Origin of the sequence: Novosphingobium sp. (genome assembly GCF_032093395.1) — a bacterium.
In the GTDB taxonomy this organism is placed as follows: Bacteria; Pseudomonadota; Alphaproteobacteria; order Sphingomonadales; family Sphingomonadaceae; genus Novosphingobium.
On the sequence record NZ_DAMDBA010000001.1, the window covers coordinates 78,475 to 100,999 of the forward strand.

General features: G+C 65.6%; 17 protein-coding genes. 12 read left to right on the forward strand and 5 right to left on the reverse strand.

Annotated elements, in window-relative coordinates:
• Positions 1-22: 22 nt before the first annotated feature.
• Entirely contained in the window at positions 23-289 is a 267-nt protein-coding gene (locus tag RT424_RS00295) for a LuxR C-terminal-related transcriptional regulator (RefSeq protein WP_313433599.1), read from the reverse strand.
• Between RT424_RS00295 and RT424_RS00300 the strand changes: the two genes are divergently transcribed.
• The 3 genes from RT424_RS00300 to RT424_RS00310 are packed head-to-tail and all read left to right on the forward strand — an operon-like array spanning position 284 to position 2,708.
• Complete coding sequence (locus tag RT424_RS00300) at positions 284-652, forward strand: hypothetical protein (protein ID WP_313433601.1); 369 nt, start codon at positions 284-286, stop codon at positions 650-652. The two genes, RT424_RS00295 and RT424_RS00300, sit on opposite strands and share 6 nt — an antisense overlap.
• Positions 649-1,995: a gluconate:H+ symporter gene (locus tag RT424_RS00305; protein ID WP_313433602.1), complete on the forward strand. Its 1,347-nt coding sequence runs from the start codon at positions 649-651 to the stop codon at positions 1,993-1,995. Before RT424_RS00300 ends, RT424_RS00305 begins: the two co-directional genes overlap by 4 nt.
• 35 nt (positions 1,996-2,030) lie before the next feature.
• Entirely contained in the window at positions 2,031-2,708 is a 678-nt protein-coding gene (locus RT424_RS00310) for a FadR/GntR family transcriptional regulator (protein ID WP_313433604.1), read from the forward strand.
• A 60-nt stretch (positions 2,709-2,768) separates the two neighbouring features.
• On the opposite strand, the gene RT424_RS00315 is transcribed toward RT424_RS00310, so the two are convergent.
• Complete coding sequence (locus tag RT424_RS00315) at positions 2,769-3,251, reverse strand: gluconokinase (RefSeq protein ID WP_313433709.1); 483 nt, start codon at positions 3,249-3,251, stop codon at positions 2,769-2,771.
• A 216-nt stretch (positions 3,252-3,467) separates the two neighbouring features.
• Here RT424_RS00315 and RT424_RS00320 point away from each other — a divergent pair, with 216 nt between their 5' ends.
• From RT424_RS00320 to RT424_RS00335, 4 genes are all read left to right on the forward strand, one after another.
• Complete coding sequence (locus RT424_RS00320) at positions 3,468-6,512, forward strand: glycosyl hydrolase family 28-related protein (protein WP_313433605.1); 3,045 nt, start codon at positions 3,468-3,470, stop codon at positions 6,510-6,512.
• 97 nt (positions 6,513-6,609) lie between these two features.
• On the forward strand, positions 6,610-9,609 hold the full coding sequence (locus RT424_RS00325; protein WP_313433608.1) for a TonB-dependent receptor domain-containing protein: 3,000 nt from the start codon (positions 6,610-6,612) through the stop codon (positions 9,607-9,609).
• A 193-nt stretch (positions 9,610-9,802) separates the two neighbouring features.
• A complete protein-coding gene (locus tag RT424_RS00330) occupies positions 9,803-12,871 on the forward strand; it encodes a glycosyl hydrolase family 28-related protein (protein WP_313433610.1) in 3,069 nt (1,022 codons plus the stop codon).
• Positions 12,871-13,647 (forward strand): ThuA domain-containing protein, encoded by a 777-nt coding sequence (locus RT424_RS00335; RefSeq protein ID WP_313433612.1) that lies wholly within the window; start codon positions 12,871-12,873, stop codon positions 13,645-13,647. Before RT424_RS00330 ends, RT424_RS00335 begins: the two co-directional genes overlap by 1 nt.
• A 6-nt stretch (positions 13,648-13,653) precedes the next feature.
• Here RT424_RS00335 and RT424_RS00340 read toward each other — a convergent pair whose 3' ends face one another.
• Both RT424_RS00340 and RT424_RS00345 read right to left on the reverse strand, forming a co-directional pair.
• Positions 13,654-13,995 carry an L-rhamnose mutarotase gene (locus RT424_RS00340; RefSeq protein ID WP_313433711.1) on the reverse strand — a complete coding sequence of 114 codons (342 nt, stop codon included), beginning with the start codon at positions 13,993-13,995 and terminating at the stop codon, positions 13,654-13,656.
• 192 nt (positions 13,996-14,187) lie between these two features.
• Positions 14,188-17,004 carry a TonB-dependent receptor gene (locus RT424_RS00345; RefSeq protein WP_313433614.1) on the reverse strand — a complete coding sequence of 939 codons (2,817 nt, stop codon included), beginning with the start codon at positions 17,002-17,004 and terminating at the stop codon, positions 14,188-14,190.
• A 251-nt stretch (positions 17,005-17,255) separates the two neighbouring features.
• Here RT424_RS00345 and RT424_RS00350 point away from each other — a divergent pair, with 251 nt between their 5' ends.
• The 5 genes from RT424_RS00350 to RT424_RS00370 are packed head-to-tail and all read left to right on the forward strand — an operon-like array spanning position 17,256 to position 22,255.
• Entirely contained in the window at positions 17,256-18,038 is a 783-nt protein-coding gene (locus RT424_RS00350) for an IclR family transcriptional regulator (protein WP_313433617.1), read from the forward strand.
• Positions 18,039-18,043: 5 nt separating this feature from the next.
• Positions 18,044-19,024: an alpha/beta hydrolase gene (locus tag RT424_RS00355; protein ID WP_313433620.1), complete on the forward strand. Its 981-nt coding sequence runs from the start codon at positions 18,044-18,046 to the stop codon at positions 19,022-19,024.
• Positions 19,021-19,815, forward strand: a complete 795-nt coding sequence (locus tag RT424_RS00360; protein WP_313433622.1) for a GDSL-type esterase/lipase family protein — start codon at positions 19,021-19,023, stop codon at positions 19,813-19,815. The genes RT424_RS00355 and RT424_RS00360 overlap by 4 nt, the downstream gene beginning before the upstream one ends.
• Entirely contained in the window at positions 19,812-20,630 is an 819-nt protein-coding gene (locus RT424_RS00365; protein WP_313433623.1) for an SGNH/GDSL hydrolase family protein, read from the forward strand. The genes RT424_RS00360 and RT424_RS00365 overlap by 4 nt, the downstream gene beginning before the upstream one ends.
• Positions 20,627-22,255, forward strand: a complete 1,629-nt coding sequence (locus RT424_RS00370) for an alpha-L-fucosidase (protein ID WP_313433625.1) — start codon at positions 20,627-20,629, stop codon at positions 22,253-22,255. Before RT424_RS00365 ends, RT424_RS00370 begins: the two co-directional genes overlap by 4 nt.
• A 79-nt stretch (positions 22,256-22,334) precedes the next feature.
• On the opposite strand, the gene RT424_RS00375 is transcribed toward RT424_RS00370, so the two are convergent.
• A partial coding sequence (locus tag RT424_RS00375) for a LuxR C-terminal-related transcriptional regulator (RefSeq protein ID WP_313433628.1) occupies positions 22,335-22,525 on the reverse strand: 191 nt, incomplete at its 5' end.

The following is a 22,525-nucleotide window of genomic DNA, read 5'->3' on the forward strand; positions in this document are numbered from 1 at the left end:
ACCGTCAGTTCCTTCGGAAAGATCAGGCTCTTGCCAGGCGTCCGGCCGCGATGGCGACCTGGGTGCGGTTGCGCACGTTGAGCTTGCGCATCAGCGCCGTCATGTGAACTTTGACGGTGGCCTCCGCCATGCCCAGTTCGTAGGCGATCTGCTTGTTGAGCAGGCCCGAACGGACGCAGCGCAGCACCTTTAGCTGGGTGGGCGTGAAATGGAGCGGTTCGGCCGGAGCCTCCCACGCGGCGACATCCTGGCTGAGGGGAACCGTGCACAGATCTGCAACGAGGTGCATCTCTTTCTCTCCCTAGGTGACTCGTTTCTTGTGGCGCCGCTCAAGGATAAAGAGACCCGCCGCGCCGAGTTCGTTGATCCCTGTGATACTGGAATCAGTCTGACAGGTTCAAGCAAAATTTTGCCGCAGACACTAAAATATCTAGAATACACCGATCTTGCAGCTATAACCTGTCCAACAGATTTGAACGGCCCTGCCGCTTCGATCACCAAAGCGAAAACGCAACCAACGCCCCGCCGGCCGAAGCCGGATCGGGAAGAGAGAAGGGAGAGGCGAGGGATGACGCCGTCATTTCATCGATCGCAGCCGTTCGGCCCAAAGCGCACGATCCAGGCTTCATTTAGCGAATCGATCCACCCGTGACTCCTGAAGATATCAGGCTCGTCCTGTCCGCGATCGCGGGCATCGCGCTATCGATCGCGCTGATCGTTCGTGGCAGGCTCCACCCCTTCGTCGGCCTGCTGTGCGGTGCCTTCACGGTGGGCATCCTGGCCGGAATCCCGCTGGAGGAAACCGCCAAGTCCGTCGAAAAGGGCGCGGGCACGATCCTGGGCGGCACCGGTCTGGTCGTTGCGCTGGGTCTGGGCCTCGGCGCGATGCTGCAACTGTCCAACGGTGCCGCCGGGCTGGCGCGCGCGGCGCTCCGCGTTTCCGGAATCAAGGGCGCGCCCTGGGCCAGCCTGTTCACCGCCCTGCTGATCGGCCTGCCGCTGTTCTTCGAGACGGGGCTGGTGCTGCTGCTGCCGATCGTGGCCTCTGCCGCTGCCGCGCTGCCCAAGGGGATGGACGACGACGAATCCAAGCTGCGCCTGATGTTGCCGGCACTGTCCGGGCTTTCGGTCGTCCACGCGCTGGTTCCGCCGCATCCGGGACCGCTGCTGGCGGTCAATGCGCTCGGTGCGAACCTGGGCCTCACGCTCGCTTATGGCCTGCTGGTCGGCATCCCCACCGCGATCATCGCCGGGCCGGTGCTCGCCCGTTTCACCGCGCGCGGGGTCAAGCTCAGCCCGCCCCTGCTCGCACCCGAGACGATCGACATGGCGCCGCCGTCCGTCGGCCGCACCCTGACGGCAGTGCTGCTGCCGGTGGTGTTGATCGCGGCCGGTCAGGCCGTGGCGATGGCACCCCCCGCGATCGCCGCCCCCTTGGTGTGGCTGACCTGGGTGAGCGATCCGGTGGTCGCCCTTTTGCTCGCCAACCTCGTCGCCCTGCCGCTCCTGTTCGGACGGCGGCTGGGAGAGCGTCGCATCCAGGATTCGATCTGGCTGGAGGCCATGGCGCCCGCCGGCGGCATCCTGCTGGCGATCGGTGCCGGCGGCGCGCTGAAGCAGGTGCTGGTGACCGCCGGGCTTTCCGACATGCTGGTGCGGCTGGCGGGCGGCGGCGCGATCTCTCCGCTGCTCCTGGCCTGGGGCGTTTCGGTCTGCATCCGCCTCGCCACCGGCTCCGCGACCGTCGCCACGATCACCACGGCAGGCGTGATGCAGGGCCTCGTGGCCGCATCGGGCGTGGAGCCCGAATGGATGGTGCTGGCCATCGGTGCCGGATCGCTATTCTTCTCCCACGTCAACGACCCCGGCTTCTGGCTGGTGAAGAGCTACCTCGGCACCGACATGCCCGGCACCTTCCGCACCTGGTCGATCATGGAAACGGTGGTCGCGGTGGTCGGGCTGTTGCTGGTGCTTGCGGCCAGCAGCGTGATCTAACAAAGGGACGGCATGACGGGCAGGCAGAACCAGCGATGAACCAGGCACGGCTTTCCGACCATGCCTATGCGGGTATCGTCGAGATCATCAAGTCGAAGGAACTGGAGGTAGGCGCGCGCCTGCCTTCGGAGGCGCGGCTGGCGGAGATGTTCGGCGTATCGCGTGCCATCGTGCGCGAGGCGCTGGTGCGCCTCGCCTCCGACGGCATCACCGAGGCGCGGCGCGGCGCGGGCTCTTTCGTGAAAAGCCGCCCTTCGGACCGGCTCGCCGCCTTCATGCCGATGAGTGAGCTTCCGACGACGCTGGGCAGTTACGAAGTGCGCTTCGTGCTGGAGGCGGAGGCCTGTCGGCTTGCCGCCACCCGGCGTACCTCGATGGAGATGGCCCATGTCGAGGAAGGCATGGAGATGCTGCGTCAGGCGCTGCTGTCCAACGCGCCCGCCCATGCCGAGGACATGGAACTGCACCGCCGCATCGCCGCCGCAACCGGCAATCCCGCCTTCCTTGTGACGTTCGACGCGCTCTGGTCGGACGTGGAGAAGATCATGCGCGCCGGGGTCGATATCTCCCGCTCGCGCCCGCCCGAGGTCATCGCGACGATGCTGCGCGAGCACGAGGTGATCGTCGATGCCATCCGGGCGCAGGATGCCGAAGGCGCGGCCCTGGCCATGCGCTGGCACCTATGGGAAGGCCGCCGCCGCCTGATGCCCTAGGGTGTATGGGGATTCAGCCCATGCGGGCCTGCGAACGGCGGCCTTTCGCGCTTCCGGTGCTCACGGACCGAAAGTCCGCAGCACCCGGTCGCGCAGGATTTCGGGCGCTTCCTCGCTTGCCAGTACCACCACCTGTTCGCCCGCCATCGGCGCTTCGAGCGTGGCGAGCTGGCTGTCCAGCAGGCTTGCCGGCATGTAGTGGCCGGGGCGGTTGCCGAGGCGCGCGAAGAGGTTTTCCCGGCTCGCCTCCAGCAGCACGAACCGCGCTCCATTCCCGATCGCCGCCCGCAGGCGGTCCCGGTAGGCCAGGCGTAGAGCCGAGCAGGCAACCACCACGCGTCCCTGCTTCAAGACGGCTTCGGCGGCAGCTGCACCCAGCCGGTCCAGCCAGGGCCAGCGGTCCTCGTCGGTCAATGCCTGGCCGGCGCGCATCTTCTCCACCGCTTCCGGCGAATGGAACATGTCGCCTTCGAGGAACTCGCAATCGAGCGCTTCGGCCAGCAGCGCACCCAGCGTGGACTTGCCACAACCACTGACGCCCATGACGATGATGGCGCCGGGAACATCGGCGGCGCTTCCTGAGGATTTTGGCAAATCGGGGTCCTTGCAGCCCGGCGACGGCGCAAGGCCCATCGCGATGATGGGTAAGCTATACGGGCGGCGACTGTCCGGTGGGAACTACGACCTTTGTCGCAAGTGCCAAGCCGCGCCACCCGCATTAGCAAAGGGCGACAAAGAGAATCCGGCAGGGAGACGGCAATGATCGGACGGGGCGCATTGATGACGGCACTGCTGGCGGCGACTGCGCTTGTCCCCCACGCGGGCGCGCGCGCTGCCGGAACATCCGTCTTCCCCGTCGCGCCCAACGAGCCTCGGGCCGTTACCGTGAAGGCGGCAGGCGACGGCCGCACCGACGATACCGCCGCGATCCAGGACGCGCTTGACGCCGCAACCGACAGGGCGCGAGATTCCGGCGGACACGGCATGGTACTGCTCCCCTCGGGCCGTTACCGCATCACCCGCAGTCTGATCGTGCCGCCAGGCGTGCGAGTCTACGGCTTCGGCCAGGACCGCCCCACCATCGTTCTCGCACCGCGCACGCCCGGCTTCCAGAAAGGCGTCTCGACGATGATCGTCTTCGCCGGGGGAGACCAATATGCGGTCGGCGACGTCCCCGTTCCGGTGCCCACCGTGGTTCCCCGCGACAAGACCGTGCGCGATGCCAACTCCGGCACGTTCTATTCGGCCATGAGCAATCTCGATATCGAGATCGGCGAAGGCAATCCCGCCGCTGCCGGGGTGCGCTTCCGCATGGCCCAGCACGCCTTCCTCAGCCACATGGACTTCCGCCTGGGTTCGGCCTTCGCCGGTGTCTACCAGGCCGGCAACGTCATCGAGAACGTCCACTTCCACGGCGGCCGCTATGGCATCGTCACCGAGAAAACCTCTCCCGCCTGGCAGTTCACCCTGCTCGATTCCAGCTTCAACGGGCAGCGCGATGCCGCCATTCGCGAGCACGAGGTGGGCCTGACCATGGTCAACGTCCTGATCCGCGACACGCCGGTGGGGATCGAGGTCGATCGCGGCTACGGCGATTCCCTCTGGGGCAAGGACGTCCGGTTCGAAAACGTCAGCAAGGCGGGCGTGGTCATCTCGAACGAGAACAACGTCTTCACCCAGATCGGCTTCGAGAACGCGCTCGCCAGCGGCACGCCCGTCTTCGCGCGCTTCCGCGACAGTGGCAGGACCGTTGCGGGCAAGGGCCCGGCCTACAAGGTTTCCGCCTTTTCCTACGGCCTCGCCGTTCCCGCACTGGGCAGCGACGGCACCTATGCGACCAGGGCGGATATCGAGGGACTTCCCGCCCTGCCCGCCCCGCGCAAGGGTGCGATCCGCGATCTGCCGCCGATGTCGGAATGGGTAGACGTGCGCAGTCAGGGCGCCGTGGGCGACGGTACTGCCGACGATACGGCAGCCATCCAGCGGGCGATAGACGCGAACCGCGTGCTCTATTTCCCGGCGGGCTTCTACAAGGTGACCAACCGCCTGACCCTGCGTCCGGACAACGTGCTGATCGGCCTCCATCCGGCGATGACGCAGCTCTATATCCCGGACGGAAATGCCGCCCATGCCGGGCTTGGCGCGGTCCTGCCGATCCTCGAAAGCCCGCGCGGGGAAGACAATGTGCTCTCCGGCATCGGCCTGTTCACCGGCCGCGTCAATCCGCGTGCCAGCGCGCTCCTCTGGCGTTCGGGCGAGAACAGCCTGGTCGAGGACGTGAAGATCATGGGCGGCGGCGGCACGCCCACCGCCGACGGCAAGCCGCTGGGCTCCCTCTCCGCACGCAGCGGCGATCCCGTGGCCGACGGCCGGTGGGACGCGCAATATCCCAGCATCTGGGTGACCGATGGCGGCGGCGGCACGTTCGCGGACGTGTGGAGCCCGAACACTTTCGCTCAGTCCGGTTTCATGGTGACGGACACCAGCACCCCAGGCCACGTCTACGAGATGTCGGTAGAGCATCACGCCCGCAACGAGATCGTGCTCGATAATGTGGAGAACTGGGAGTTCCTGGCGCCGCAGACCGAGCAGGAAGTGGGTGACGGTCCGGACGCGATCTCGCTGGAGATCCGCAATTCGCGCAATCTCCTGTTCGCCAACTATCACGCCTATCGCGTGACGCGCAGCTATCACCCGGCGCGCAGCGCCACGAAACTGTTCAACTCCAGCGACATCCGTTTCCGCAACGTCCACGTCAATGCCGAGAGCGGCTATGCCACTTGCGACGACGAAGGCTGCGGCACTTTCCTGCGCGCCAGCAAGTACCCGTTCGACAACGCGATAGAGGACGTGACCGGCAAGAGCGTCGTGCGCGAGCGGGAATTCGCCAGCCTCGATATCGGAAAAAGCGGCAGCGCTGCCCCCGCCGCCGTGACATCGCCCGTGCCCGTGGAGAAACTGGCCGACGGCTTCTGGTCGATCTCCGGCGCGACCACCGACGCCAAGGGCGCGCTCTACTTCATCGACCGCCGCTTCCAGCGCATCCATCGCTGGACCGGCGAACGCGGGCTGGAAGTGGTGCGCGACAATGCGCTCGATCCGGTGAACCTGGCGGTCGACGCCTCCGGCCACTTGCTGGTGCAGTCCTCGCTGGGCGCCAAGGGAGGGGTCTATTCGATCGATCCCGCCGGTCCCAAGGACCGGATGACGGTGATTGCGCCCACCCCCGTGGGCGGAAAGTCCGCGGCGCGCACGTTGGTGCCGGTCAACTGGTGGATCAACGGTGAGTTCCGCGACCAGCTGGACCACAAGAGCTACCAGTTCACCACCCTGGCCGAACTCTTCGCGCAGGACGCGGGTGCGGCCAAGGCCCAGGAATATGTCTCGCCGGACGGCAGCCTGGCGCTTCCGGCCTTCCGCGTCTGGCAGCAGGGGCCGGTCGATCATGTCGGCTGGCGCTGGTCCAACAGCCTGAACGCGAACGGCCTGATCTCCGCCCGGACCGGCGAGCGGGTCTTCGTCACCAACGGCGCCGAGAACGTGACCTATAGCGCCGCCATCGGCCAGGGCGGTGCCCTGCGTGACCTCAAGCCTTTTGCGCCGCGCGGCGGAGAGAGCGTCGCGGTCGACCGCCAGGGAAGGGTCTACGTGGCCAACGGGCAGGTCTATGTCTACGGGCCGGACGGCCGCGAGCAGCGCCGCATCGATGTGCCCGATCGCCCGCTCCAGATCCTGTTCGGCGGCGCGGACGGCAACACGCTGTTCATCCTGACGCACCACGCACTTTACGCCGCGCACCCATGACCGATCCCTCGGCAAGGATGCGCGCGGACACGACGAACGAACAAGAATGGGAGGGCCTTTCCGCAAGGGGAGGTTCGAAGGAAAAGGGGAAGGATCGATGAAAATGAGGACAACCATTCACCGCCAGCGCGTTGGGGCTAACCTTGGGGCCAGCCTCGTCGCGCTCGTGGCCGTTTCGCTCGCGGGTGCCCAGCAGGCGCAGGCCCAGGAACAGACCCCGCAGCAGACCCCGGAGCCTGCGGCGGTCGCAGAGGCCCCGGCAGAGCCTGCCTCCGACCGCCAGGCGGCGGAAATCGTGGTCACCGGCTCGCGCATCACCACCAGCGGCTTCAACGCGCCGACCCCCACGACCGTGATCGGCCAGGAGCAGATCAACGCCAACGCGCAGCCCAACATCTTCACCACGATCGCCCAGTTGCCCTCGCTTCAGGGTTCCACCGGCGCATCCACGGGCACTTTCAGCACGTCGAGCGGACAGCAGGGCCTCAGCTCCTTCTCGCTGCGCGGTCTCCAGCCGATCCGCACGCTGACCTTGCTCGATGGTCAACGCGTGGTCGGTGCCAACGTGACCGGCGTTCCGGACATCAGCATGTTCCCGCAGTTGCTGGTCAAGCGCGTGGACGTGGTGACCGGCGGCGCTTCCGCCTCCTACGGCTCGGACGCGGTCGGCGGTGTCGTCAACTTCATCACCGACACCCATTTCGAGGGCTTCAAGGGCAACATCCTCGGCAGCATCACCAAGTATGGCGACGATGAGACGGTGCTGGTCCAGGGCGCATGGGGCAAATCGTTCCTCGACGACCGCCTGCATGTGGTCGTCAGCGGCGAATACGATCACGAAGGCGGCGTCGGCGCGGGCGACTTCGGCACCGATCTTGCCGGCAGTCGCGACTGGTATCGCGCCACCACCCTGATGAACACCGGCCAGACCAACAATGGCCTGCCCCAGTTCAACTATCGCGACTATGCGCAGCCCTACCAGTATGCCCGCTACGGCCTCATCAACAACGGCCCGCTCCAAGGCATCGCCTTCGACGCCAACGGCACCCCCTACAACTTCAATTACGGCTCGAATGGACAGCCCTTGGGCAACGGGCAGGTCAGCAACTGTTTCCGCGGCAACAGCTTCTGCGAAGGCGGCGATCTGTCCGGCGCGCCCGGTTCGGGCGCCTCGCTCAAGTCCGCGCTGGAACGCATCAACGGCTACGGCCGCATCGGCTACGACTTCGCGGAAAACAACGAAGCCTACGTGACCGTCAACGTCGCGCAAGTGAAGACCAACAACCAGCCCAGCCCCGGATACAACCGGGGTTCGCTGACCGTGCAATGCGCCAATCCGTTCCTGCCGCAGCTGGTGCGCGATCGCTGCGCCACGGCGGGCATCACCAGCTTCGGCTTCGGCAGCGCCAATGCCTCGTTCCCCGATCCGCGCGTCTATACCGACCGCAAGCAGTACCGCTTCGTCGGCGGCCTCAAGGGCGCGTTCGAACTGGCCGGCACGAACTGGAACTACGATGCCTATTACCAGCATGGCACCACCATCTCGGACATCAACGTTCGCGACATCGTGCTGCAGAACCGCTACGTGGCGGCGACCAATGCCATCGCCCTCAACGGCGCCATCGTCTGCGCCGATCCGGTAGCGCGCGCCAACGGATGCCAGCCGATCAACATCTTCGGCAACTTCGCGCCCTCCGCCTCGGCACTCGCTTACGTTGCGCCGCATGAGAACGGTCCGTTCCAGCACACCAAGCTGAAGCAGGACGTCGTCAGCGCGAACTTCTCGGGCAATCCCTTCGATTCCTGGGCGGGCCCGGTCTCGGTGGCGTTCGGCGGCGAGTTCCGCCGCGAGTTCTATCGCGTCAACGCCGATCCCTATGGCGCCGGTGTGTCCGACATCAGCCCCAACAGCCCGGAATACCCGGCCGATCCGCTGCTCAATTCGACGCTGGGCAGCAACTGGGCGGCAGGCAACTACAAGAACGGTCGCGGCAAGTATCAGGTCTATGAGGGCTACGTGGAAGTCGACCTGCCGCTGCTCAACAGCGACGACTTCGGCCGCGCAAACCTGAACGGCGCCGCCCGCGCCACCCACTACAGCACTTCGGGTACGGTCTGGACCTGGAAGGTCGGCGGCACCTGGGATACCCCGCTCGACGGCGTCCGCCTGCGCGCGGTCACCTCGCGCGACGTGCGCGCGCCCAACCTCTCCGAACTCTTCGCCGCGCCGACGGTCACCACGGTGCCCAACTTCAACGACCCGTTCCGCAACCAGGCGGTGCAGATCTTCCAGAACACGATCGGCAACCCCGACCTGAAGCCGGAAGTGGCGCGCAACACCGAACTGGGCATCGTGCTCTCGCGTCCCTCGTGGCTGCCCGGCCTCAGCCTTTCGTTCGACTACTACCACATCAAGCTGGACGGCGTGGTCTCCACCCTTTCGGCCGACCAGATCGTGCGGTTCTGCTTTGACGGCAACCAGGCCTTCTGCGGCGGCTTCCAGCTGGACGGTGCGCAGGGTACCAACTTCGTCAACGTCCAGCCGTTCAACCTTGCCTCGTGGAAGACCAGCGGCTTCGATATCGAGGCCAGCTACCAGTGGCAGCAACCGCTGGGCCTGCCGGGCAACTTCACTGTCCGCGCGCTGGCCACGCACATTCAGAAGTTCATCGTCAGCGCCGGCATCGCGGGGGTCGATCCGATCGATCAGGCCGGCAACAACGCCGGCGCCACGCCCGACTGGAAGTGGCTGGCGATCCAGACCTACGACAGCAACCGCTTCAGCCTGACCGTGCAGGAACGCTGGATCAGCGACGGCACTTTCGGCAACCAGTACGTGGTGTGCCAGACGTCCTGCCCGGCTTCCACTGGCAACCATCCGACGATCGACTACAACACCATGAAGGGCGCCTTCTACGTGGACATCGGCGCGACCTTCAAGTTCAACGAGAACCTGCAACTCTACGGCAAGATCGACAACCTGTTCGACAAGGATCCCACCGCCTCGCCGCAGACCAACACCGGGCTCGACGTGAACCCGGCGCTCTACGACACATTGGGCCGGATCTATCGCGCCGGTATCCGCTTCAATTTCTAAACATGCGCTACCGTCGGCGTCGTCCCGGACTTGCCTGCCCCCGCGAACGCGGGGGATCCGGGACCGCTGGCGGTGAACAGCCCACCTTGCGGGCCGGCGCCATTGTGATAGCGCTATCAAACTGACTTGGGCCGTTCCCGGCCAGCGGTCCCGGATCAAGTCCGGGACGACGATATTACGGAGAGAATTACCGATGCGCGCGATCTTCGGAGCCTCCACGGCGATACTGGCCCTGATGGCCGCAGCGCCGCTCGCCGCATCGCCTTCCGTCTACACCGTTGCGCCGGACGAGCCCGCCGCCGTCACGGTCGCGGCCAAGGGAGACGGGGTGGCGGACGATACCGCCGCCATCCAGCAGGCGATCGACAAGGCCGCGCAAGGCCCTGCGGGCAAAGGCGTGGGCGGCGGCATCGTGTTCCTGCCCCAAGGTACCTATCGCATCAGCCGCACGCTGTTCCTCTGGCCGGGCGTGCGCATCTTCGGGGTGGGCGAGAAGCGCCCGGTCATCGTGCTCGGCGCGAAAACCCCCGGCTTCCAGCGCGGCGTGGCGCACATGCTCGTCTTCGCAGGCTCCGCGCGGGAACGCGACCCCAAGGACGCGCGCGAAGTGGCCTTCCCGCCGCCCGGCTCCGTGCCCTTCAACAAGAACGTGGCAGACGCCAATCCCGGCACGTTCTACTCAGCGCTCGGCAACATCGATTTCCGGATTCTCAACGGCAACCCCGCCGCCACCGCCATCCGCTTTCACTCCGCCCAGCACAGCTTCGTCAGCCATGTCGATTTCGACATCGGCTCCGGCCTTGCCGGGCTCTACCACGTCGCCAACGAGGCCGAAGACCTGCACTTTCGCGGCGGCCGCTACGGCATTCTCGCGGAAAAGCCTTCGCCTGCATGGCCCTTCGCGCTGGTGGACTCCACTTTCGAAGGCCAGCGCGACGCCGCCATTCGCGAGCACGAGGCCGGTCTGACACTGCTCAACGTCTCGATCCGCGACACGCCCGTAGGCATCGAGATCGACAAGGGCTACGGCGACTGGCTCTGGGGCCAGGACGTGCGCTTCGACAACGTCTCCAAAGCAGGCGTCATCGTTTCCAACGAGAACAACGTCTATACGCAAGTCGGCTTCCAGAATGCGCTGGCCACCCGCACGCCGGTATTCGCGCGCTTTCGCGACAGCGGCAAGACGGTGCCCGGCAAGGGCGAGAGCTACAAGGTCGCTTCCTTTACCCATGGGTTGACGCTGCCGGCGTTCGGCAAGATGGGTGAATATCGCACGCAAGTCGATGCCGAACCGCTCGCCTCCCTGCCCTCTCCTTCCGCCTCGGCGATCCGCGCATTGCCGCCGGTTTCCGAATGGGTGAGCGCCCGAACGCTCGGCGCGAAAGGAGACAACCGGACCGACGATACCGCCGCGCTTCAGAAGGCGATCGACAGCCACCGCGTGGTCTATCTCCCCTCCGGCTTCTACAAGGTCAGCGATACCCTAAAATTGCGTCCGGACTCCGTGCTGATCGGTCTCCACCCTAGTCGGACGCAAATCGTCTTGCCGGACGGTTCGGCGGGTTACGCGGGGATCGGCGCGCCGAAGGCGCTGGTCGAAAGCGCTGCGGGCGGGGATGCGATCGTTGCCGGAATCGGCCTCGACACCAGCGGCAACAATCCGCGCGCCACAGCCCTGCTGTGGAAGGCGGGCGCCCACTCGATGGTAAACGACGTCAAGTTCCAGGGCGGCCACGGCACCAACCGTTTCGACGGCACCCGGACCGATCCATACAACAACAACGCCACCGCCGATCCCGACGCGTCGCGGCGCTGGGAAGGGCAGTATGCCAGCCTCTGGGTCACGCAGGGCGGCGGCGGCACCTTCGCCAATGTCTGGAGCCCCAGCACGTTCGGCCATCCCGGCATCCTGATCTCCGACACAAAGACTCCGGGCCGGATCATCCAGGCCTCCGTGGAACATCACGTCCGAACCGAGATCGGGCTCAACCGCGTATCCAACTGGGAATTGCTCGCCCCGCAGACCGAGGGCGAGGCCGGAGAGAGCGGCGATGCCGTCGCGCTGGAAATCCGCGATTCCAGCAATATCCTGGTCGCCAATCTCCACGCCTATCGCGTAACCCGCACCCGCAAGGCCGCACCCGCCGCCGTCACGCTCTACAACTCGCACGATATCCGCTTCCGCAACGTCCATGTGAATGCCGAAAGCGGTCTGGGCACTTGCGACGAAAACGGCTGCGCCACGTTCCTGCGCCTGACCAAGTTTCCTTATGAAAACGCCCTGCGCGATGTGACGCATGGCCTCGACGTGCGGGAGCGTGAATTCGCGGTGCTGGACGTCATCGCCCCACCCACACCGGCGCCCGCCCCCGTCGTTCCGGCCAGCTTCGAGGGCGCACAGGTCGAAAGGCTGGCGGACGGGTTCCACTCCATCGGCGGCGGCGCGGTGGATGCGGCGGGCAAGCTCTACTTCATCGACCGGCATTTCCAGCGCATCTGGAGCTGGTCGGACCAGGGCAAGCTGGAGATCGTGCGGGACGCCACGCTCGATCCGGTCAACCTGACCGTGGACCGATCCGGCAACCTGCTGGTCCTGTCCTCGTTCGCGCGCAACGGCACCGTCTACAGCCTCAAGCCCGGATCGCCCGATACCGAACTGACCGTGATCGCACCGCGCCCGGCGCAACGCACCAGCGGCGCCGCCACCGTGCTGCCGGTAAACTGGTGGATCAACGGCGAGTTCAAGGATCAAATCGATCCCCGGACTTACGAATTCACCACCCTGGCCGCGATGTTCACGCACAACATGGCGAAGCCCCAGGCCCAGGAATATGCCTCGCCGGACGGAAGCGTGGTGCTACCGGCATGGCGTGTCTTCGCGCAGGGCCCGTCCGATCACCGGGGGCTTCGGTTCTCCGACTCGCTGGACACATACGGCTTCATCCAGGGCAAGCCCGGCGAACGGGTGTACCTGACCAACGCTTCGGAAAACCGAACCTACAGCGGCGTGGTGGGCGCCGGGGGTAGCGTGACCGGGCTCAAGCCTTTTGCCGAGCGTGGCGGTGAAGGTGTCGCCAGCGATGTCAGGGGCCGCGTCTATGTCGCTAACGGGCAGGTCTTCGTCTACTCGCCCGAAGGCCGCGAGATCGGGAGGATCGACGTTCCCGAACGGCCGCTGCAACTCGTGTTCGGCGGTGAGGATCGTAGCACGCTCTACATCCTGACCCACCACGCGCTCTACGCCGCGCGGATAGACAAGTGATGCGGGCGATCCGCGCGCTGCTGGTGCTCATCGCCGCGACTTTCGCGACCTTGGCCTTTCCTGCAAGCGCCTGGGCCGATCCGCAGTACCGGCTGCTGGTCCTCGCCATCCCGAACAAGTACCACTACGAATACATCCCGATAGCACGCGACAGCCTGGAACACCTTGCCCGGCTTCACGACTTCGAGCTTACCTACACGAACGATCCCGCCACCTTCGAAGGCGACCTGAAGCGCTATGCCGCCGTGATGTTCCTCAACACGCCGGGCGAGGAACTGAACCCGGCGCAGCGGCGGAACTTCGAGAACTACATGCGCGAGGGCGGCAACGCTATGGTGGTCCATCGCGCCGCGATCGCGAAGCCGGGCGACTGGCCCTGGTACGAGAAGCTCGTGGGCCGCAGCTTCGTCAACCATCCCATGTTTCAGACCGGTGTCGTGACCCCGGCCGACCCCGGCTTCCCGGCGACCTTCGGCCTGCCGCATCGCTGGATCTGGAGCGATGAGTTCTACGTCACTACCAATCCGCACGGCGTGAAGGTCGAGAGCGTGCTTCGCGTCGATGAAACGAGTTACGATCCCACCCGCATCTGGCCGGGGCAAGTGGCCAAAGCCATGGGGGACCATCCGGTCGCCTGGCAGCACCAATACGAGAAAGGCCGGGTCTTCGTCACCACGCTGGGCCACAATGGCGAGGCGTACCGCGACCCGCAGTACCTCGCCCACTTGATGGGCGGGATCTACTGGGCAGCCACCGGCCTCGGCCAGCAACGCTGAAACGCTTCAGGGTTGTTCCTGAAGCGAAAATATCCGAGACGCCGGCGTCCACTTGCTTCCGGAGCACCAGGGCAGCGGTAGCTGGAACTGATCCATCAGGCTTTCCCATGCCTGCACCTGCGGATCGACCGCGTCGGCCGCCGCTTTCCGGGCCGGATCGAAGTCGGGCCCGGTCTCCATGATCATGACCAGCCGGTTGCCGGTCCGATGGATTTCCATGTCGCGAATTCCCGCAGCGCGGATGCTTTCGACGACAGCCGCCGGGACCGCGCCCGGCGCGTGCCATGCCTCGTAGCGAGCAATGGCTTCGGCCTCGTCCACAAGGTCCAGAAACAGAACCTGCCGCATCACGTCTCCCACTCCGGTTCTGGCGCCGAAAAAGCTACTGGCCGGGGATCTCCCGACCAGTAGCGAACAGACCGATCGCCGCAAGAGCAGTCGATCCGATTGAATCGGATCGACTGCTCCAAGCCGCAGGTTTGGCGCATTTTTTCCGAGTCATCAGATGATCCCATCTGATTAGAAAATGCTCAAGGCGGATCAGTACGTCAGGCGTGCCGTGAGGCTGATGCGCCGATCGTTGAGCACGTTGGACTGCGGCCTGCTGGCGATGCCGTAGTAGGTGCGGTTCTCCGTATTGGTCAGGTTCACGCCATCGAGGGTCAGGGCGAAGTTCGGCGTGAACGTGTAGGTGATCGACGCGTCCAGCTGTCCGCGCGCATCGTTGAAGATCGGCAGGTTACCGCTACCATTTCCGCGCGTGGTCACGACGTACTTGCTGCGCCAGTTGTAGGCGACGCGCGCAGAAAGCGGTCCCTTGTCATAGAAGCCGATCAGGTTGTAGCTGTACTTGGACAGCAATTCGAGCGGCACCGAAAGCTGGTTTCCTTCGTTGTCGGCCGCATCGGGGCTGGGCGCCTTGCTGTCGACATAGGTGAAGTTCGCCTGGACGCCGAAGCCGGAAAGCACGCCGGGCAGGAAATCGAAGAAGGTGTTGCCGCCGATTTCGAAGCCCTTGATCTTGCCATTGTCGCCGTTCAGCGGGCGGGTGACGTCGACGTTGAAGGGGCCGTTGCCGAAGTCGTAAGTCTCGGTGCTGGTGATATTGGCGATGAAGCCGTCCACCTTCTTGTAGAAGGCCGCGCCGTAGAGCGAACCCGTCTGCGAGAAATACCATTCCAGCGAGGCGTCGAACTGCTTGGCTTCCAGCGGCTTGAGGTACGGATTGCCGCTCGATGCCGTCCGCAGCCCGCTGCCGGAATTGAACTCGACGATGTTGATGTTGGGATTGAGCTGCGAGAAGTCCGGGCGGGTCAGCCCCTTCGAGGCGGCGAGGCGCAGTTGCAGCTTGTCGTTGAAGTGATAGCGCAAGTTCAGGCTGGGCAGCGCCTTGGTGTAGTTGGAGTTCACCCCCAGCGCGACGTAGGAGATCGGCCCGTTCCCCGGCTGACCGTCGATGATCACCTGCGGGGTCTGGACGATGAAGCCGTCGGTGGAAACCTTGGTCTTGACGACGCGGACACCGATGTTGCCGTCGAGCGGGAAGCCGGCATCTTCGAAGTTGAACTTGGCAAGACCGTAGGCGGTATAGGTCTTCTCGCCCTGGGTATTGCGGTCGCTGGGAACGTAGCTCACGCCGTCGAGCAGCGCCTGGCGCTGGGAATCGCTGACATAGGGGGCCAGCGCCTGGCGGGTGGCGTCATAGTCCAGCACGATCCCGCGATTGAAGAACACGCCGCCGTCCGGAACGCCCTGATAACCGCGATAGAGATCGCCCCGGAACGGATGCACCTCGTAGAGATTGTCCGCCAGCGCGCTGGTACCGTAGTAGGCGTAAGTGCTGGAATCGGTGACGGCGGAACGGTCGGTATAGCGCAGGCCTGCGGAGATCGAGCGCAGGAATCCGCCATCGAACTTGTATTCCGCGTCCAGGCGCCCGGAATATTGCTTGCCCACCGAATGGTCGATGTGGTCGAGGTAGCCGCCGCCCAGCGGGGCATAGTTCGCCACGTCGGTGACGGAGCCGTTGCCGTTGGCGGGATTGTTGTCCGGCAGGATGTCCATGGTCGGCACGCCGCTGCCCACCACCTGGTAGAGCCGCTCGGCGTTCGAATGCAGGATCACGATCGACCGCTGGCCGTCGGTGGTGCCGCGAATATACTGAAAGTCGCCGTTCACCGACAGGTTGTTGGTGGGATTCCACTTCACGTTGAGCGAGAAGTCGTTGGTGACCGACTTGCGGCGCTCGAGGCTGGTGTTGGAATCGATCGGCACGTTGGCGAAAGTGCCGCTGCGGAAATTGCCGTCGTCGTCGAATGCGAAGGGCTGGGTGTAGTCCGGCGTGATCGGATTGTCGCCGGTATAGGCGAAGAAGCTGTAGTCGCCGTACTGGAACTTGTAGTCGGAGCGGACGTACTCGCCGGTGAACAGCAGCGTCTCGGTCGGCTTCCACTGGATGGCCGCGTCGATGCCGATGCGGCGGCGGTCGCCCAAGTACTGGCCGATGCCCACGCCGTGCGGCAGATAGGTGTCTTTGCCAAGGCGGCCGAGGCCCGAAGCTACGGCATAATCGGCCGCGTCGTTCGGAACGCCGTTGGCGCCAAGTGTCTGGTCCAGTTCGTAGAAAGGCTGGCTGGAGATCTGGTCCTGGCGGAACGCGGTCTTCTGGTAGGCGACGTCGACCATGACGCCGATCTCGCCGATGCCGGTGTCCCAGCGGTCCGACAGCAGCAGGTTGGCCTGCGGCGTCGACTTCCCGTAGAGGTCGTAATAGTTGATGCTGGCGCTGGCGGAGGCCTTGAAGCCGTCGAAGTCGAAGGGCTTGCGCGTGCGCAAGTTGATCAGACCGCCGATGCCGCCCTCGATCTGGTCAGCCGCCGGGTTCTTGTAGACGTCCACACCCGCAAGCAGTTCCGAGGGCACGTCTTCCAGGCTCAGCGTGCGGCCACCGTTGGCGGTGAACACGTCCCGTCCGTTCACTTCGGTGCGGACCTGGCTGAGGCCGCGGATCGAGACCGAGCTGCCTTCACCGAAGCTGCGCTGGATCTGGATGCCGGTGATGCGCTGGAGCGCCTCGGCAACGTTGCGATCGGGCAGCTTGCCGATGTCCTCGGCCACGATGGAATCGACGATGACGTCGGAATTGCGCTTGATCGACTGCGCGCTGCTAAGGCTGGCGCGCACGCCGGTGACGACGATATCGTTGCCCTGCCCGTCCTGCGGCGCGGCCGTTTCCGCGCTCTGCTCGGCCGTGACTGCCTGCGCATTTGCCGGCGCAATCGTGCCGAGCGCGACAGTAGCTGCCGATATTCCCGTAAGCAGACGCGCACGGCGCGATGCCTGAACAATCGTCCTCATGGACTTCCCCTCTCCCTGGCTCCTTCGCGGAGCACATCCTCAAAAAGCCTCGCCTTTCGGCCGAGCACGCGATCCGGCTTTGAACCAGCCGTTTCTCGCGTTGCCCGGAGCGAAGACGAGCGACTCATTACGCTTAATCGAAACATTATGAAATATAAAAATTGATTTCATATGTGGATTGTGATCGATGGGCATGGCAAATCCGAGCGCGGTTGGCAAAAGAGGATCGGTGCAGGAACGGGAGAGGATCGATGGACGGCAAGACGCGCTACCAGGCGCCCGCCCTGAAGAAGGGGCTGGAAATCCTCGAACTTCTGGCCGGTTCCAGCGAGCCGCTCATCATGTCCGACATCTCGGCGGCGCTGGGCCGCTCCGTCAGCGAGATTTTCCGGATGCTCCAGGTGCTGGAGGAGCACGGCTACATCGCGCGCGCGGAAGACGGCTATCGGCTGACCAACCGCCTCTTCACTCTGGGCATGAGCCAGCCGCCGATCCGCGACCTTGCCTCTACCGCGCTTCCGGTCATGCAGGAACTCGCCCGCACCATCGGCCAGAGCTGCCATCTGGGCGTGGCCTCCGGGGCGGAGATGATCGTGATCATCGCCATAGAGGCACCGGGCCTGTCCGGATTTGCCGTCAGGGTAGGCTATCGCCGGCCATTGCACCTCTCCAACTCTGGCCGCATCCTGCTCGCTTTCCAGTCTCCCGAGGCGCGCGCCGCCATGATCGCTGATATCCGCCGGGCCAGCGGGGATGACCTCGACGAAGCGGCTCTGCTCGCGCGGCTGGACAAGGTTGCGGAAGCGGGCGGCGCCAGCGAACCCAGCCCGATGCTGACGGGCATCACCGATCTTTCGGCACCGATCCTGCTGGGCGGAACGGCACGCGCCGCCCTCACCGTGCCCTTCGTCGCGGGACCGGCCAGCAAGTCCACCATCGAGGCGTGCAGCCTGCGCGTGCGGGAGGCAGCCGCCGCGATCGGAGCCGCCATGTCCCCGATCCGACAGGGGGTCTCCCCCGAACTACAGGAGTAGATACCGTGACCCGGATGACCCGCCGCACCACCCTGGCCGGCGTCGCTGCCTTGGCCGCCTTGCCCCGCATGGCCTCCGCGCAGACAGGCCCTGCGGACGAAGTGGTTCCGCTCTGGCCTGACTCGGCTCCCACCCTGCCACCGGGCGCGACGGCCACGCCGATCCGCCGCAAGATCGCCGACCAGTCCAAGGACGCCGCCCACCCCGACCGTTGGATCACCGGCATCGACCGGCCGGTCATGGTGGTGAAGCGCCCGGCCCGCCCCAACGGCAGCGCGATGCTGGTGGTGCCCGGTGGCGGCTACGGCTTCCTGTCCTACGACAACGAGGGCATCAGCCAGGCCGCATGGCTCAATGCGCGGGGCGTGACCGTCTTCATCCTGCTCTACCGTCTCCCCGGCGAAGGCTGGACCCGGCGCGAGGACGTGCCCCTTCAGGATGCCCAGCGCGCCATGCGCCTGATCCGCGCGGGAGCCAGCCGGTTCGGGATCAATCCCGCGAAAGTGGGCGTCCTCGGCTTCTCGGCAGGAGGACATCTCGCCGGGTCGCTCGCCACGCGCCATTCGGAAGACGTATACCGCCCCGTCGACGAGGCGGATCGCCAGAGCGCCACGCCGCAAGTCGCGGGTCTGCTCTACCCCGTCGTCAGCCTTGTCGCGCCATTCACCCATGTGGGATCGCGCGACAATCTGCTGGGGCCGGGATCGACACCAGCCCAGCAGAAGCTGCGCTCGGTGGAAGCGCGGGTGGATGGCGCGACGTGCCCAACCTTCCTGGCCCATGCCGCCGACGACGGCCTGGTGCCGCCGGCCAACAGCATCGCCTTGTTCCAGTCCTTGCAGGAAGCCGGACGCCCTTCGGCGCTGCATGTGTTCGAAAACGGCGGGCACGGCTTCGGCGTTCGCCTGCCCGCGAGCATGCAGGCCGCCGCCTGGCCCGCGCTCTTCGCTACTTTCGCGCAGACGCACGGCGTTCCCTTCGCATGAGGCGCGGTGTCGCCCTGCTGGCACTGCTTGCCGCGCTTCCAGCGGTACCGGTCGCCGCGCAGCAGTATCAAAGCTCACCCGAACGCCGCACGGTGGTGGAGAAGGACTGGGGCGAATGGCTCGGGCCGTTCCGCGCCAAGCTGGTGCCCAGCCTGATGCAGGACTTCGGCGAACGCTATCTCTACGCCCCGGCGAACGCGGCCCTTCCCGCCCCCAAAGCCGGCGAACGGCGCGTGGTGTTCCTGGGCGATTCGATCACCGACCGCTGGAACCTGGCCGCCGCCTTCCCCGGCCGAGACTACGTCAATCGCGGCATAGGCGCCCAGGTCACCTCGCAGATGATCCTGCGCTTCCACCAGGACGTGATCGCGCTGAAGCCATCCGCCGTGGTCGTCCTGGCCGGGATCAACGACATTCAGGGCTTCCTCCAGCAAGAGACGCCGGAGCAGATCGAAGCGAACTGGGAGACCATGGCCGATCTTGCCGACGCCCACGGCATCAAGGTGGTGCTCGGCGCGATTTTGCCGGTCAACGACTATACGCCGGCCGCCAAGGACGTCGTGAAGGATCGCGACCCCAACCGGATCCGCGCCCTGAACGCCTGGCTTCGCACTTTCTGCGCGCAAGGCGGCTATGCCTTTGCGGACTATCATAGCCCGCTGGTCGACGCGCGCGGCCTGATGGCGGCCCGCTTTACCGATGACGGCGTGCATCCTCTGGACGCCGGCTATGCCGTGATGGCGCCGGTGGTGCAGCGCGCCATAGAACAAGCTCTGGGGGACAGACCATGACAATTCATTTTCGACTGGCCGGTCTGGCACCTGCCATCCTGCTCGCGCTCGGCTTCGCAAGTCCGGCGCAGGCGGGAACGCAAGTGCCGGGAGACCCTCATGCCGCAGACCCGGTGGGCATCGTCGCAGACCCCTGCCCCGCCCATCCCGCGCCAACCGACCAGGCCGGCTGGGTTACGTGGAACCTGCATATGCTCACCCGCGACTTCGGCCAGCTCTGCCGCTATGCCGAAGCGAACCGCGCGATCGCGGCGCAGAAGGTCAGGGTCGTCTTCATGGGCGATTCCATCACCGACAACTGGATCAATGCCGATCCCCAGTTTTTCACCGAGGGGCTGGTCGATCGCGGCATCAGTGGGCAGACGACCGCGCAGATGCTGGTCCGCTTCCGTCAGGACGTGATCGCGCTGAAGCCGCAGGCGGTCCACATCATGGCCGGCACCAACGATATTGCGGGCAATACCGGCGCGGCGACGATGGACACCGTCTTCGGCAATATCCAGAGCATGGCGGAACTGGCCCGCGCGCATGGGATCAAGGTGATCATCGCCTCGATCCCGCCCGCCGCCGCATTTCCCTGGAGCCCCGACAAGCGCCCCGTCCCGCAGATCGCCGAGATGAACGCGCGTCTGGCAGCTTACGCCCGCGCCAACCGCTTCGCCTTCGTGGACTATCATCGCGCCATGGCCCTGGCTGACGGCGCGATGAAGCCGGGCCTCGCCAGCGACGGCGTCCACCCCACGCCTGCGGGCTATGCCGTGATGCGTCCATTGGCCCTTGCCGCCGTAACCGGAACCCTGGGAGCACAACGATGATCGATCTCAAGCGCCGCTCCTTCATGGCGGGCGCCGCCGCGCTGGGCCTCGCGCGGACGGCCCGCGCCGCCAGCGCCATGGGAAGCGCGCCCGGTCCGGTCCAGGCCAACTGGCCGTCTCTGGTGGCGAACTACCGCTATCCGGACTGGTTCCGCGACGCCAAGTTGGGGCTCTGGTCGCACTGGGGACCGCAGTCGGTGCCCGCGCAGGGGGACTGGTACGGCCGCTTCATGTACATGCAGGGCCATCCCATGTACGAGCATCACCTGAAGACTTACGGCCATCCCTCGGTCGAAGGCATGAAGGACATCCAGAACCGCTGGAAGGGCGAGCGCTGGGAGCCGGACGCCCTGATCGCGCGCTACCAGAAAGCCGGCGCCAAGTATTTCGTTGCCCTCGCCTGCCATCACGACAATCTCGACTGCTACGACAGCCGCTACCACGCCTGGAACAGCCTGCGCGTCGGCCCCGGCAAGGACGTGGTGGGCATCTGGGAGAAGGCCGCGCGCAAGGCCGGGTTGCGCTTCGGCGTTTCCAACCATGCCGCCCACGCCTGGCACTGGTACCAGACGGCCTATGGCTATGACCCCACCGGGCCGGAAAAAGGCCGCCGCTACGACGCCTTCGGCCTGCGCAAGGCGGACGGCAAGGGCCAGTGGTGGGACGGGCTGGACCCGCAGGAACTCTACACCGGTGGCCACGCCGTCCTGCCCGACGGGATCGACAGCATAGAAGCGATGAACGCCTGGCATGATGCCAACAACGGCCAGTGGATCGAGAGCGGCCCCAAGGACGATCCCGCCTATGTTACCCGGTGGCTGCTGCGCCAGACCGACCTGATCGACAAGTATCGCCCCGATCTGGTCTACTTCGACGATTACGGGTTGCCGTTCGGTCCGGTCGGGCTGGAAGCGGCGGCGGACTATTACAACCGCTCCATCCAGTGGCACGGCAAGATCGACGTGGTCCTGACCGCGAAGCAGCTATCCCCGGAGGCCCGCTTCGGCGTGGTCCAGGACGTGGAGCGCGGCTACACCGACCATATCTGGGACGAACCCTGGCAGACCGATACCTGCATCGGCGACTGGTTCTACAACGTCGCCCGCCTCAACGAGAAGAGCTACAAGAGCGCCGAGGAAGTGATCCAGCGCCTTGCGGATGTCGTCTCCAAGAACGGCAACCTGCTGCTCTCGATCCCGCAGCCGGGGGACGGCTCGATCGACAGCGAGGAGGAGCGGATCCTGGACGAGATGTCCGAATGGATGAAAGCGGGCGGGGAAGCGATCTTCGGCTCGCGCCCCTGGCGCCGCTTCGGCGAAGGTCCGAACAAGCCCGTGCTCGGCATGCAGAGCGAGGAGAAGGCCAAGCCCTTCACGGCGGAGGACATTCGCTTCACGACCAACAACGGCGCGCTCTATGCCCTGGTGCTGGGCAAACCGGATGGGGACGTCACGATCGCATCGCTCGCCGCCGGGCCCAAGGCGGGCGTGGTCGAACGCGTGACCATGCTGGGCGGCGGGCCGGTCGCCCATAGCCGCGACGGCCGGGGGCTCCATCTGAAGCTGGCGCGGGGAACGACGGGTTTCGTGCCCGCGTTCCGCATCGACGGACGCGGGTTGGTCTAGGACGCCCCGATGGCCCTGCCGCGCACAGGAAGCGGCAGGGTTTCGAGCCGGGTATGCTTTGATAGAGGGATCGTCGATCTCAAGCGGTAACCAGATTGTTCCGCACCGCGAAGCGAACGAGCTGGGCGGTCGACGTGAAGGACAACTTGCTCATCGCCGCCGCGCGGTGGGTCTCCACGGTCTTGGGGCTTACGCCGAGGACATAGGCGATCTGCTTGTTCATGTTCCCCTCGCAGACCAGTTGCACGATCTGTCTTTCGCGCGGCGTCA